Here is a 13,612-nt window from a genome sequence, read left to right as displayed (position 1 = left end):
CAGAGGGAACAGGGAAACCCATGCTTAAAAGCGTGGGATTGAAACAAGGACGCTTTGTTTTTCGGGCAACGCCAGACAAAACAATTCTTTTTTCTGACTGGGCTTTAAACCCAGAACGCGCATTTTTTTGGGGAACAGAGAACAAGACACATTCTGTTCCCTATTCCCTGTTCCCTGTTCCCTTTCTTTGTAACAACAATGAATTCACCTACACCCTCTACACCCGCAAACCCCTACACCCTTATTCAATGCCGAAAGGCAGGGGCGAAAAAGCACGTTATTCGGTAAACTGGGAATCACGAGACCCGCTTAAGCCTGTAAGTAAAATAACAAGGACAACTCTTAATAGTTATGGTATCGACTCAGCCTGCTGGAGTTCAACTTTCTGGTCGTCAGTATTTATCGTCAACAAGCACTAACAACGTAAATCTTTCACCCAATCAAGGACTTTTACCGCTGAGTGCCAAAATTAATCATCAAGATCATCTAGAAATAGGTGGTTGTGATGTGACGACTTTAGTGCAAAAGTTTGGTACACCGTTATATATTTTGGATGAAGAAACCCTGCGAACTGCTTGCCGTCAGTATCGTGAAAGTTTCCAGCGTTACTATCAAGGTGAAGCTCAGGTACTATATGCTTCCAAAGCATGGAGTTGTTTAGCAGTTTGCGCGATCGCTGCATCCGAAGGTTTGGGAATTGATGTTGTATCGGGAGGCGAGCTTTATACTGCCCTAAGTGCAGGCTTGAGTCCAGAGAAGATTTACTTCCACGGAAATAACAAATCACGCCAAGAATTACTTTTGGCAATTCAGTGTGGTTGCACGATTGTCGTAGACAACTGGTATGAATTGCGGACTTTAGTGGAGTTAGTAGGGGAAGAGGATGGGGGGACAAGGGGACACGGGGACACGGGGAATAGTTCTCTCTCCGCGTCACCCTTACGGGTTTGCCAGTCACCTGCGGAGGGAAACCCTCCCGCAGTGCTGGACTCACCGCGTCTCTCTGTCTTTGCGTCTTCTTCCCCCATCCGCATCATGCTGCGATTGACTCCAGGGATTGAGTGTCACACCCACGAATATATCCGCACCGGACACCTAGATAGTAAATTTGGTTTTGATCCGGGCGATTTGGATGACTTATTTACTTTTGTCAGTAACCAATCAGCCCTCAATTGCGTAGGTTTACACGCTCATATTGGTTCCCAGATATTTGAACGTCAACCCCATCAGGATTTAGCTGCTGTGATGGTGCAGTGGTTGAGTAAAGCTGCTAATTATGGGCTGTCGATTACAGAATTAAATGTCGGCGGTGGTTTAGGAGTTAAGTATATAGAATCAGACGATCCTCCCAGCATTGAAGAATGGGTAAAGCCGATTTGTGAAGTCATTCAAGCCGCTTGTACAGAAGAAAATTTACCTTTGCCGAAATTACTGTGCGAACCAGGGCGATCGCTAATTGCTAATGCGTGCGTCACAGCATACACTATCGGCTCATCCAAAGAAATTCCTGATATTCGTACCTACGTTGCCGTTGATGGGGGTATGTCTGATAATCCCCGTCCAATTACTTATCAATCAGTGTATCGTGTAGTGGTTTCCAATCGGATGTCAGATCCTTGTACAAAAACAGTCACAATTGCTGGAAAACATTGTGAATCTGGGGACATCGTGATTAAAAATGCCCAGTTGCCTAAAACGGAACCTGGAGATATTCTCGTAGTCATGGCAACTGGTGCTTACAATTACAGTATGGCATCTAATTACAATCGCTTGTCTCGACCGGCAGCTGTTGTAGTGGCGAATGGCGAAGCAAATTTAATTTTGCAACGCGAAACTTATGAAGATTTAATTCGACAAGATTGCCTACCAGAAAGACTAAAGAGTTAGTCATTAGCTCAGTAGTCATTAGCAAGTAGCGCTTTAGTAAGCCAGTACTCTTGAGAGGGAAATAGTCTTCCCTCTGAGCAACTATAGTAAACACGGAGTGATTTTTGTAAAGTAAGGGTTTTCCTACCAGTTTCATCTGGCACAAGCCCTTAGCCTTAGCATCTACAACGGGGAAAACCCCCAACGTACTTGGCTCAGTTTCTAGACGTCCTGAAGATGCCTGCGAGGGGATCTTTAAATTAGGAAAGATGGACTTTGCGCAAGAGTGGCGAGTGGCGTTCCTTCTCAAAACTATTGACTATTGACTGTCAATTGTTGACTATTGACTTACTTTATTTAGAGGCAGAAGGTTTAGTCCAGATGTCATGAGAAATTTATGGAGGCAATGGCTGATAAACCAAGGTTGGTCTCGGCCTTTGCTGATTGAGGCTCTGGATATTATTTTGGTACTGGCGCTAACGTACATGATACTAGTGATTATCAGTGAGCGCCGGACACTTTGGATGGTGCGAGGATTTATCATCTTGATGCTGGCATCAGCAATCAGTGGCAAATTGCAACTGCAACTGCTAAATTTTGTGCTGGAAAAGTTGGTGATTGGCTGTGCTGTAGCAATGGCGGTTGCTCTTCAGTCAGAATTTCGCCGATTTTTAGAACAACTAGGACGTGGAGAGTTTCGGCAGTTGTTTCAACCATCCCGTCTGGCAGTTCCCAAATCTGATAGTGTAATTGATGAAATTGTTGAAGCAGTGAAAGAATTGTCGAAAAATCGGATTGGTGCCTTATTAATTTTGGAAACATCCGGCCCGATTGACGAGCGGGATTTTTCCGTGCCAGGAGTAAAGCTGAACGCTGAAGTATCCAAAGAACTGATCCAGACAATTTTTCAACCAAAAACTCTTTTACACGACGGTGCTACATTGATACGAGGTTCGCGGATTGTGGCATCTGGTATAATTTTACCGCTTTCAGGACGTACAGCCTCGCGTCAGTTGGGAACACGCCACCGAGCGGCGATGGGAATAACTGAACGAGTCGAGAATTGCATTTGTGTCGTTGTATCTGAAGAAACAGGTTCTATTTCTTTAGCAGAAAGAGGAACTCTCAATAGACCACTGACGATCACAAAGCTCAAAGAGTCTCTGGAAGCTCGATTTTCGCCAACTGTAGACCGGGAAGCAGTTGCTCCTGGTTTGCTAAGTTTGGGTCGTCAGATTCGCAGTCAGGCATTAGCACTGGTTTCACGTTTACTCAGACTACCATCGACCGCTTCGCGAGACAAAAAATGACAGCACAACAAACTCAACTGGAATATTTGCCCCCTGATTTAAAACGAGAACTTTTGCCCAAGCACGTAGCGGTAATTATGGATGGCAACGGTCGATGGGCAAAGCGTCAAGGATTGCCACGAATTATGGGTCATAAACGGGGAGTAGACGCTTTGAAGGATTTGCTCCGTTGTTGTAAAGATTGGGGAATTGAAGCACTGACTGCTTATGCTTTTTCGACCGAAAATTGGGGTAGACCTCAAGAAGAAGTAGATTTTTTGATGACTCTATTCCAGCGAGTTTTGCGTCAAGAATTGCGGGAAATGGTCGAAGAGAATGTGCAAATTCAGTTTGTCGGGAATTTGAGTAGTTTGCCACGGGCGCTACAAGCAGAAATTTCCCGTTCGGTAGAAGAAACTAGAAATAATCGTAGTATTAGGTTTACGGTAGCTACCAATTATGGAGGTAGACAGGAAATAGTCCAAGCTTGTCGGGCGATCGCTTTTGAAGTACAGCAAGGATTGCTCCAGCCAGACGAAATTGATGAGGCAACCTTTGAGCGCCACCTTTATACCACTGGCATTTCCGATCCAGATTTGTTAATTCGTACTAGTGGGGAAATGCGAATTTCCAATTTTTTGCTCTGGCAAATAGCTTATTCAGAAATTTATATCACCGAGACTCTGTGGCCTGATTTTGATCGCAGTGAATTTCACCGTGCGTTGTGTGCCTATCAACAGCGAGAACGGCGGTTTGGAAAAGTGTAGGTTAGGGACTGGGTACTGGGGATTGGGAAGAAGAGGACACGGGGAAAGAGGATGGGGTACAAGGAGATGAGGGAGGTGAGGAAGTTAAGGAAGTAATAAGAGTAAATTCTTCCCCATCTTCCTTATCTCCCCCCTCTAGTCCCTAATCCCTAATTTACGGCCCAGAAAACACCGCTTGTTCAATATCTTGCCGACTCAGAGAATATTTAAATGCTCTTTGGATATCTTGCCCATTCTCACCGGCACTAATATATCTGACTATAATTTGCTCAACATCAAGTAAAATTTCAGCTTCCCATTTAGGTCGCTGCACACGCCAGCAGTGTAATTGGTTTTCATCTTGTTGACAGCCTTGTTCTTTCAACCATTGCTCTATATAAGGAAGTGGATGGTTGTATAGCGGTGTATCAGCAGAAGGAAGCGACATAAGTAAGTTAAAAGTCAAAAGTAAATTTTTGTTAAGTATTAATTTTAAATTTTAAATAGTTATTAGTCATTAGTTATTGGTTAGTAGTTAGTGGATAGTAGTTCTCTCCCCTGCTCCTGATGCTCCTTGTCGACAGACACTTTCCACCCTGCGGGAAGCCGCGCTAAGCGCGTCTACAAGTCGGGGAAGCCGCGCACGGAAGTGTCCTCCTTTTGTCTCCCCATCTCCCACTCTTATTGAGGGTTAGAAGGTTGGGAAAGCTGGTTGTTTTGTGGCTGTACGACAACAGGAGTGGGTTCGACTAACTGGGTTTGGAAAGCGGCTTCACCACGAGTTAAGCCAATGGCAATCGCAAGCAATAAGCAACCTAAAAAAGTCAAGCCCAAAATAAACAAAGCAAAAATTTCGCCTGCCGAGAGAGGGCGATCGCTAGCGTCGAGGTAAGCTGATTTAGACCAATCGTAAGAATAGGAAACAGGGTGGTTTAAATCGGGGGGTGCTTGAATTACTCCAAAGCGAGAATAGCCTATTTTTAAGTCGTATCTTAAGCGTCGTTCGGGGTTGCTCAAGGTGGCGTAGGCTTCGTTGAGTTGCTGAAATTTAACAGTGGCAACGGTGGTAGGCAAACTTGTAGTGTCTGGATGATAGCGTTTGCTCAATTCCCGATAAGCGCGACGGATTTCGATTGGCGATGCTCCTGGATGCAGTCCTAGCAGGGTGTAATAGGTGGATGTAGATTCACTGCTTTGTGGCATTGCCCCGTTCTGATTCACGGTTGTCTTGTTCACCTAGCGATAAATTTTATCTCTCTAATCTCTCATATTTTAAACCTACTAAGCTTTATGGAGCAGGGTTGGCGGGACATTTGCCATTAACTATTTATGAAAACAAATCAGCACGGGGTTTAAATGTTTCAAGCTGCCGGATTTTTTCGTACAGTTCCCTTTCCTCTTGACTAATATTTTTGGGAGTAACTATTTGAATTTCTACTAATTGATCACCGCGTTTACCCTTATTGGTGGGGTAGCCTTTGCCAACGAGGCGCAATTTTTGCCCAGATCTGACTCCAGGGGGAATTGTCATTTTTACCAACCCATCTAGGGTAGGTGCTTCTACCTGCCCTCCCAAGACTGCTTCACTGGGAGTAATTGGGACTTGGCATTGAACATCGGTGCCTTCTATTTTGAATATCGGATGAGGTTCGACAGTAATTTTTAGGTATAAATCGCCACCATTAATGCCTTGATTTCGCAGTCGGATAGTTTGTCCTGTTACCATTCCTGGGGGCATACTTACTTCTAGCGATCGCCCATCTTCTAAGCGAATTCTCTCCAATCCACCTTGATAAGCTTTTTCCAAGGGTAAGGATAGTCTCGCTTCGATATCCCGACGGCTAGGACGTTGGCTGGGGGAATATGAAACTTTTGTTCTAGGTGTACGAAATGGATCGGCGGTAGTAGTGTTACTGGAGCTAGCAGTAGCATTCTTGCCCACTTTCACACCGATGACTTCATTTATAAAGGTAGTAAAATCAGCATAGTTACCAGGATTTACATCCTGTGTAGCGCGACCGTTAGAACGATTATCTCCTCCCCAGGGTTTTGCCCGTTGCCCTTGTTTACCACTAAAGCCTTGTTGGTTCCAGTAACGGCTAAATTCGTCGTACTTGACTCGTTTCTCTGGATCGGAAAGGATTTCATAAGCCTCACCAATATCCTTAAATTTTTCCTCTGCGGCTTTATTTCCTGGGTTCAAATCTGGATGATACTGCCGTGCTAAACGCCGATAATTCTTTTTAATTTCTTCATTAGTGGCTTGTTTGGATACTCCCAAAATTTCGTAGTAATCGCGAAAATTCCGCAAATTTTGCATAAGTTCAGTCGTTTAACTTTAGATTTTAGATTTGATATTTTTTGAAGATATATTCTGTCGGTTGTTATTTGCTTAGTTATTCTCAGTAGTTAATATGGAAGATAATTTATCCTGATCTTACTTTTATGGGCAGCAATCAACCAAGCTCACTAGCACGGGCGGGTTTAGAAGATAAATTGTCTGTTTCAGCCTAAATATCATTGACAAAGCCCGCTCCTACAAACTAATAACTCTTTCTTTATTCCCAAATTACTAATAACTACAGCTACATTTTGAATCTATATTCATGGTATTTTTCAAAAGTATATAGATTTATTTTTACAGTTAAAGGACGGGAAAGCACCCGCCCTCTACTTTAGAGCCAATCATCGTCGTCATCCCAATTATCTTGGTAGCTGGGACGATTTTTGCGTGAGTAACCACCGTCTTCGTAGGGGGAACGACTGTCTTTGCCATAGTCTCTATCTCTGTCATATTCTCTGCCATAGCTTCTGTCATTGTTTTTGCCATAGCCTCTATCTCTGTCATATTCTCTGCCATAGCTTCTGTCATAGCCTCTATCGTAGTAATCGCGATCGCGAAATGTATCTCTGGCAGACTCACGTTCTTTATCTCCACCAGTGAAGATGTCTTTAATTGCGCCAAACAAGTCATCGTCTTCCTCTTCAGCGTAATACTGGCGGACTTCCCGGCTAAGATCTGATAAAGCATCTTGCAAATCAGCGTATGCTTGGTCTATGCCGCGATCGTCATTTTGCTGTAAACTTTCGCGTAATTCTCGGCAGATATTGTCAATTTGTTGACGTCGAGTGCGGGCAAATCCCATGCCAAATTCTAGCGCGACTTCTCTAAGCTGTCTTTCAGCTTGTAAAATTAAAGCTTCAGAGCGAGTGCGCTTTTCTATTTTTTCTTTACGTTGTCTGTCTACATCCGCATACTTCTGGGCATCCCGAATCGCCTGCTGAATTTCTCCCTCACTTAAGGTAGAAGCTCCTTGAATCGTGATACTTTGCTCTCTGCCTGTAGTTCTATCTAGAGCCGTTACCTGTAAAATTCCATTGGCATCAATATCAAAAGATACTTGTATTTGCGGTATACCACGAGGAGCGGGGGGAATGCCATACAGCTTAAAGCGCCCCAAAGATTTATTGTCTGCTGCCATTTCCCGTTCACCCTGAATGACGTGAATTTCTACGGTATTTTGGTTATTTTCTGATGTAGAGAAAATATCAGAACGGCGAACAGGGATTGTGGTGTTACGGGGGATAAGTACTTTTCTCACGCCACCAATAGTTTCTAATCCCAAAGAAAGAGGTGTAACATCTAGCAGCAAGACATCTTTCATTTCACCTGCGAGAATGCCTGCTTGAATGGCTGCACCTACCGCTACAACTTCATCGGGATTGACATTTTGGTTAGGTTCTCTACCAATCATGGCTCGTACTAGTTGTTGTACCATGGGCATACGTGTAGAACCGCCTACCAAGACAACTTCATCAATATCTGCGGGAGTCAAGCTAGCGTCTTTTAACGCTCGTTTCACAGGTATACGCAATCGCCCTAACAAGTCATCGCACAGCCCTTCAAATTGAGAACGAGTCAAGCGAGTTTCCAGGTGTACAGGTCCTTCTTCTGTAGCCGCAATAAAGGGTAAATTAATATCAGTAACGCTAACTGAAGAAAGTTCAATTTTTGCCTTTTCGGCGGCTTCCATTAGACGCTGTAAAGATTGTCGCTCGCGTCTTAAATCTACTCCTTCTTGTTCTAAAAATTGTTCTGCTAACCAATCGACAATTTTTTTATCAAATTCATTTCCACCTAGTTGGGTATCGCCGCTAGTGGATTTAACTTCAAACACGCCATCGCCGACATCCAAAATCGAAACGTCAAAAGTGCCACCACCCAAATCAAATACTAAGATTGTTTGGCTGTCAGAGCGATCCAAACCGTAAGCCAAAGATGCAGCAGTAGGTTCGTTGAGAATCCGCAACACTTCTAACCCCGCAATTCTGCCAGCATCCCGTGTTGCTTGTCGCTGAGAATCATTAAAATAAGCAGGAACGGTAAGTACTACTCCTGTGACTGGTTCACCTAGATATTTACTGGCATCTTCTGCTAATTTCTTGAGAACCATTGCCGAAATTTCTTCGGGGGCGAACTCTTTATTCAAGCGAGGACATACTATTTTTATATTGCCGATTTCATCTTTACGGATGGTATAGGGTATTCGCTTTGATTCTGGACTAAGTTCGCCATACTTGCGCCCAATGAAGCGTTTGACTGCAAAAAAGGTATTTTGGGGATTAAGAACAGTTTGCCGCCGTGCCATTTGCCCGACTAAGCGTTCGCCGTCTTTGCTAAAGCCAACTACGGAGGGAGTTGTGCGCATACCTTCTGCATTGGCAATCACCACCGGCTTGCCTCCCTCCATGACGGCGACTACAGAGTTAGTTGTACCCAAGTCGATGCCGACTACCTTGCCCATGCGTTGCTGTTCTCCTGGCGTGTCTTATAAATTATTTGTTTAGAACTAATGCTTGATTTATTGTATCTTGCACTTGATAAATACACGGTGAACCAATGTTAGCTGTTAGATTATTGTGAATTTAAAAACGCAACTGGAAACTCATCTTACTCAAATAGCTCGCGATCGCGATCCATATCTGGCAAGTGGAGGACATTTTTTTGTCCAAGAATACATTCGCGCTTCATTTGCACAATGGGGGAGTGTGGATATCCACACCTTCTATGTAGGTGCTAAAGCTTGTAAAAATCTCATTTTAAATCTACCTGCTGCTGAGTCTCAAAAGGAAGATTTGCCATTAATTTTAATTGGCGCTCATTATGATGCTGTACCAGGAACGCCAGGTGCTGATGATAATGCCACTGGTGTGTCAGTGTTGCTGGAATTAGCAAGAATGTTTGCCATAGAACCAATCAGATATCCAATCCGACTGGTGGCTTTCGATATGGAAGAATATGGCTTGTTGGGTAGTACCGAATATGTAACTAAGTTACGGCAACAACAACAAGCGTTACGTTTAATGATTTCGCTCGAAATGTTGGGTTATTGCGATTCTACTCCTGGTTCCCAAAATTACCCGCCTCCTTTAAAACATATTTACCCCGATCGCGGTAATTTTATCGGTTTAATTGGCAACTGGCGAACATTACGGGATTTAATTTCTATTAGTCGCTGCATTCGCAAAGCCGGCGTACCAAGTCAGTGGCTACCAGTACCAAATAAAGGACACATAGTCCCTCAAACACGACAAAGTGATCATGCGCCGTTTTGGGATGCGGGTTACCCAGCAATAATGGTGACAGATACAGCATTTATGCGGAATCCGCACTATCACAAACCTACCGATACAATTGCAACTTTGGATTTAGATTTTCTGACGAGTGTTTGCCAAGGCTTGGAAACTGGAATTAGGCGGTTGTAAGAATAGTTAGCTAAGTTATGTGCATCTACGCTAACTCATGCTTTTGTGTGTGCGATCACTCTTTTTATATGTTAGCTATAATCATCTCAATCCCAACTTCAAACATTCAAATACCTGTCCAACAGTTAACTGCAAATCGAGAAAATTTGGAACAGGTAAAATTTCATCAGATTGACGTTTGATTTCAGGTAATTGATTGGGTAAAAAACAAATTATTGCCTTTTATTCTGGCTCGATTAACCATCCTAAAGTAGTTTGATTTCGCAAGCAAAAAAGTATATTATCTGTTACTCTCGTTTAAGATTGTTCTAGAGAGAGAATTTCAATTAGTAAACGTAACCGTTTATAAATTCGTTGGTGAGTTTTGTCTTAGGAAGTTTGAGAAATTCAGCTAATGTGAGGGGTTTAATTGGTGTTTGCATTAGTTATGTGATTCTCGATGCGAGCGTGTGCTAGGACTTAGGCTCATTAAATCATCAATATTACGCTTCATTGTATTACAAATATTATCTAGAGGTAAGTCATTAGCATCATAACCAAATGGGTTTTCTATTTCTAAACCAATGGCTTCAATCCCAAACAAAGTAAAACTAATTAAAGCCACAATTACACCTGTCCACCAACCAAGTTCTTCTACGATTTGAAAAGGCAATAATAAACAATAAAGTAGTAATAGTTGCTTTAAATGAATTGCATAAGCTAGTGGTATAGGTGTTTTTAAAATGCGTTCACAAATACCTAAATTATCTACCAATAAATTTAATAATTCTCGCATTGCCGTGAATTGATAAATACTCAGACAATTACGGTTATATTGCTGTTGTAAGTAATCATCAATCCAAAAAGCCACCTCCAAGGGTGGATTGTTCATCATTTTTAATTTGATATATTTAGAGTGCTGCATTAATTCTTCTAATTCTGGATTGACAGGTTCGTTACGCAGGTGTAATTTAGTTGCTACAGCAAATGCCACTAATAAGTTTAATGCTGCGATTTTATCTTTTTTGTCTTCTGGAGATATTTCTCCAGTTGATACCCAAATCTGTCTTGCTAAATTCCGAACAGTATTGACTATACTACCCCAGCTTTTTCTACCTTCCCAAAAGCGCTCATAAGCTGTATTTGTACGAAAAACAAGTAATAAACCTAAAACAATACTAGGAATTACACTGCCTAAAATTGGTTGCGAAACAGGAATTTCAAAATAGTACAGCAAAGAAACCAAAACACCAAAAAAACCGCATCCTAATACGCGCTTATAAATTGCCGTGATGACTGAACCTTTCAGTTGAAAAGCTGTTCGCCACCATGTCAGTTTTTCAGTTGCCATGTTGTTATTAGAAATAATATTTAGTTATTTTGTTGATACATTAAAGTTCGCGACACGAATGCGTAATTTCGGATGAGGGTAACCAGCCTGAAGTTTAGCAATAATATCACCGTCTAGATGAGTTCCGACTAAATGAACTATATGACCATTATCTGTGAGAGGAACGCTAAAAGCAGTTCCCATCACACCAGCACCTAAAATCACAATTTTTGCTTTGCCATATCTCAATCCCTAAGCGATCGCGGTACGGAAGTCAAATCTGGTAATCTTTCCACCAATGACTTTAGGGTGAGAAATAATGGCCTGTAGACTTCGCTGTAAAGTTTTTCATAAATAGCTTGCGGTTGCGAATTAGGTATAAAACATTGCGCAGTGCTAGCAATAGATGAAGCAGCGATGCTAATGTCAGGATACCATCCGATTGCTACAGCCGCGAGAATACCAGCTCCTCAACAAGTAGCTTCAACAGTTAGAGAACGCATAATTGGCACGCCAGTAACATCAGCTAAAATTTGACACCAGAGATTGTTTTTACTAGCACCCATAACTATATATTCGCTAAAGGGTTGGTTGATAGCTGCCATTACTGCATCTCCCACCAGTTTTTGTTCAAAAGCGATACCTTCTAAAATCGCCCGATAAATTAAGATGCCCGCCCTTCGTCTATAGATTTCCCTTCAGGGTTCCAGGCAATTGTTTTACTGTTGTACTACAGTTGATACCTATTATTAATCGCTTGTTATTAATCATTAATGTGCATTAGTGCTGGTTGGACACGGTATTACGTTAAATATTGGTTGATTAATTACTAAGTTTTGATTAAAAATGTCAAAATTTTGCTAATTTAAACCTAATAATTACTGCTCACGAATCCTGGATATAATAAATTCATAAAACAGTGGAACACTACCTTATAGGAACAGTGCGATAACATAATCTAACGACCGGACAAACTACTTAGTTAGAAATAATTTTTATTAAGAACATCGTTTCCAAAGGAGAATTCAATTCCTGTACCATAAACTGGATTGAGATATAATACTTGAAAAACTATCTTCACAGGATCGGGAAACTGTGCGTGATGATTTACAAGGCTTAGAAATTCGTCAAAATGAACTCCAATTATTGACTAATTTACCTGTTGATAATGAGATGACGAATATTATTCATCCTCTAAAAACCTTTGTTAGAGATTGGATTGCAAAAGTTCAAGGACCAGAAGGTGCTACAGTAGTTTTTATTGGAACAGCCATCTTTGTATTATGCTATATTATATTTGATGTTTTTATTGGCAAAAGCTTTGCAAATCTGACGAATCTACCTTCGTGGATGATATTAATATTATTTTGCTTTTTTGGTGGTTTTGTAATTCAAGTCTTACTATATATTATCTGGAAACAAAAACTTAAGATAGTTGAAGAAAATATGACGCATTCGCTCAATATTCTCTTAAATGACGTAAATAGATATAATGCAGTTGTTAAAGCTATAGATATTAATGACCAAATAGAAGCTGCTGGAAATTCTGGAGTAGAAATTAAAGAGAGAAGTAAAGTTATTGAAGCATTACAACTAACAAGAACAGATTTAATTAGAGCTTTAAAAACAGAAAGGATTTTAAGAGAAAACAAAAAGTTTATTATTAAAAATAACGAGTTATTTACAAATAATTTGGCGGCTTTAACAGCAATGCAAGTCACCGAACAAGCTAGTGAACATGGTAGGTTATTAAATGAAGCTTTGCAAATCGCATTAGATGTACAGCACGAAATGAGGCGACTAGAGAGTCAACATTGAGTGTATGACTTCTGCAAAGGATAACTTTTGTTGCTATTTTTCAAGTCTATAGCTGCAAAAGATACATTAATTTGTAGTAAAATTGCCTATAAAAATATTTGTAAAAAATATTTTTGTATTATTTGCTACTTAATTAGCAGTTAAGTTTTTTAGAAAATAACAGAGTTTAAAATTTTAATTTAGTTAGAAAATATCAAACAAAAACTTCTAATTGTAATAATAACAACACCAATCACAAGAAATATAGCAGTGATTGCGAGAAAAATATTTTCGCTCTCAGTTACTGTTGCTTTAATTGTTTTAGATTTGATTATTCTCTAAATATATGGCGACTGAAAGTTAAAAAACTATACTGCTATTTTAATAGCACTGATGGGAACACGTCGGTTGAAAATAATTCTACGCTTGTAAAATTTAGACCTTATTTTTCTCAGTGTGTTTTAAATAACTTGTCATAAAGTAGACACAAATCTCTTTAAACTTCTTGTTGAGATTTTTCTAATTCATGATTCTAATTTCCTGTTCGTTCTGTTGTTGCCTGTAGATGGAATTGAAGAACCATAGATCGTTAGGGAGCATCTATGATTAACGATGACGATCGCGGTAGCGGCAGATTTAATCGCTAAAAAGCTAAATAACACGCCATCTAGATAGCCATGATAGCGGGGCTGTTGCTTGAGTACACGCCTGCATCCAAGAGGATTCGGAATTAACCTGAGGGATAATTCTCTGCCCACATCAGCGAAGATTTTGATTTTTAATCCTCATCCATGACTAAATGTACTTACATAGCAATGGAATTTGATTTTGGCATTTTG

13 protein-coding genes are annotated in these 13,612 nt (G+C 41.0%); 6 read left to right on the top strand and 7 right to left on the bottom strand.

From position 1 onward, the window contains the following. The first annotated feature begins 20 nt into the window (after positions 1 to 20). The 4 genes from QUB80_RS05185 to uppS all read left to right on the top strand — a co-directional run bounded on the left by QUB80_RS05185 (position 21) and on the right by uppS (position 3,922). On the top strand, positions 21 to 419 hold the full coding sequence (locus tag QUB80_RS05185) for a hypothetical protein (protein WP_289788417.1): 399 nt from the start codon (positions 21 to 23) through the stop codon (positions 417 to 419). Continuing rightward, a complete protein-coding gene (lysA, locus tag QUB80_RS05180; protein ID WP_289788416.1) occupies positions 352 to 1,887 on the top strand; it encodes a diaminopimelate decarboxylase in 1,536 nt (511 codons plus the stop codon). Before QUB80_RS05185 ends, lysA begins: the two co-directional genes overlap by 68 nt. Before the next feature lie 365 nt (positions 1,888 to 2,252). Further along, a complete protein-coding gene (gene cdaA / locus QUB80_RS05175) occupies positions 2,253 to 3,176 on the top strand; it encodes a diadenylate cyclase CdaA (protein WP_289788415.1) in 924 nt (307 codons plus the stop codon). Further along, the gene (gene uppS, locus QUB80_RS05170) at positions 3,173 to 3,922 is read left to right on the top strand and encodes an undecaprenyl pyrophosphate synthase (RefSeq protein ID WP_289788414.1); all 750 of its coding nucleotides are present in this window, start codon (positions 3,173 to 3,175) and stop codon (positions 3,920 to 3,922) included. Before cdaA ends, uppS begins: the two co-directional genes overlap by 4 nt. 154 nt (positions 3,923 to 4,076) lie before the next feature. On the opposite strand, the gene QUB80_RS05165 is transcribed toward uppS, so the two are convergent. The 4 genes from QUB80_RS05165 to dnaK all read right to left on the bottom strand — a co-directional run bounded on the left by QUB80_RS05165 (position 4,077) and on the right by dnaK (position 8,706). Then, positions 4,077 to 4,349 carry a DUF3143 domain-containing protein gene (locus QUB80_RS05165; RefSeq protein WP_289788413.1) on the bottom strand — a complete coding sequence of 91 codons (273 nt, stop codon included), beginning with the start codon at positions 4,347 to 4,349 and terminating at the stop codon, positions 4,077 to 4,079. 233 nt (positions 4,350 to 4,582) lie between these two features. Then, positions 4,583 to 5,104 (bottom strand): J domain-containing protein, encoded by a 522-nt coding sequence (locus QUB80_RS05160; RefSeq protein ID WP_289788412.1) that lies wholly within the window; start codon positions 5,102 to 5,104, stop codon positions 4,583 to 4,585. A gap of 124 nt (positions 5,105 to 5,228) precedes the next feature. After that, on the bottom strand, positions 5,229 to 6,221 hold the full coding sequence (locus tag QUB80_RS05155) for a DnaJ C-terminal domain-containing protein (protein WP_289788411.1): 993 nt from the start codon (positions 6,219 to 6,221) through the stop codon (positions 5,229 to 5,231). A gap of 355 nt (positions 6,222 to 6,576) precedes the next feature. After that, complete coding sequence (dnaK, locus tag QUB80_RS05150) at positions 6,577 to 8,706, bottom strand: molecular chaperone DnaK (protein ID WP_289788410.1); 2,130 nt, start codon at positions 8,704 to 8,706, stop codon at positions 6,577 to 6,579. A 115-nt stretch (positions 8,707 to 8,821) separates the two neighbouring features. Between dnaK and QUB80_RS05145 the strand changes: the two genes are divergently transcribed. Continuing rightward, positions 8,822 to 9,667: a M28 family peptidase gene (locus QUB80_RS05145; protein ID WP_289788409.1), complete on the top strand. Its 846-nt coding sequence runs from the start codon at positions 8,822 to 8,824 to the stop codon at positions 9,665 to 9,667. Between the two features lie 421 nt (positions 9,668 to 10,088). Here the strand turns inward: QUB80_RS05145 and QUB80_RS05135 are convergent, their stop codons facing one another. The 3 genes from QUB80_RS05135 to QUB80_RS05125 form a co-directional block, all read right to left on the bottom strand. Continuing rightward, a complete protein-coding gene (locus QUB80_RS05135; protein WP_289788408.1) occupies positions 10,089 to 10,997 on the bottom strand; it encodes a bestrophin family protein in 909 nt (302 codons plus the stop codon). 24 nt (positions 10,998 to 11,021) lie between these two features. Beyond that, the gene (locus QUB80_RS05130; RefSeq protein ID WP_289788407.1) at positions 11,022 to 11,225 is read right to left on the bottom strand and encodes a hypothetical protein; all 204 of its coding nucleotides are present in this window, start codon (positions 11,223 to 11,225) and stop codon (positions 11,022 to 11,024) included. Positions 11,226 to 11,446: 221 nt separating this feature from the next. After that, positions 11,447 to 11,629 (bottom strand): FGGY-family carbohydrate kinase, encoded by a 183-nt coding sequence (locus QUB80_RS05125; protein ID WP_289788643.1) that lies wholly within the window; start codon positions 11,627 to 11,629, stop codon positions 11,447 to 11,449. 442 nt (positions 11,630 to 12,071) lie between these two features. On the opposite strand from QUB80_RS05125, the gene QUB80_RS05120 reads away from it, so the two are divergent. Next, on the top strand, positions 12,072 to 12,794 hold the full coding sequence (locus tag QUB80_RS05120) for a hypothetical protein (RefSeq protein ID WP_289788406.1): 723 nt from the start codon (positions 12,072 to 12,074) through the stop codon (positions 12,792 to 12,794). The last annotated feature ends 818 nt before the right edge of the window (positions 12,795 to 13,612 follow it).

The sequence above is a fragment of the Chlorogloeopsis sp. ULAP01 genome, from assembly GCF_030381805.1.
Lineage (GTDB): Bacteria > Cyanobacteriota > Cyanobacteriia > Cyanobacteriales > Nostocaceae > Chlorogloeopsis.
The sequence above is the reverse complement of the archived record's forward strand: the minus strand, read 5'-3'. Positions and strand labels throughout refer to the sequence as shown.